A 310-nucleotide genomic window follows, 5' to 3' on the forward strand; every position below is an offset into this window, starting at 1 on the left:
TCCGGCTGCCGTGGGTGTACTTCTCGCCGGGAACCTGCTCGTGCGGGGGCAGGACGCCCTCCACGGTGCCCAGATCGATCTGGATCATCTGGGGGTTGCGGCCCTGCTGGATCTGCCCGGAGACGATCTCGCCCTCACGGCCCTTGAAGTGGCCCAGCACGGTGTCGTCCTCGACGTCGCGCAGCTTCTGCACGATCACGCTGCGAGCCGTGGAGGCGGCGATGCGCCCGAAGCCGGAGGGGGTGTCGTCGAACTCGCCCACCCGGTCGCCGTCCTCGTCGACCTCGGCGGCCCAGATGGTCACGCGACC

The 310-nt window shown here is 70.0% G+C and carries 1 protein-coding gene; it reads right to left on the reverse strand.

Annotation, left to right across the window (positions count from 1 at the left end):
- Positions 1-310: NusA N-terminal domain-containing protein (locus IG178_RS24570; RefSeq protein ID WP_305067833.1), on the reverse strand; the 310-nt coding region annotated here is incomplete at both ends.

This window comes from Neoluteolibacter marinus, from assembly GCF_014904755.1.
GTDB classification, from domain to species: Bacteria; Verrucomicrobiota; Verrucomicrobiia; order Verrucomicrobiales; family Akkermansiaceae; genus Haloferula; species Haloferula marina.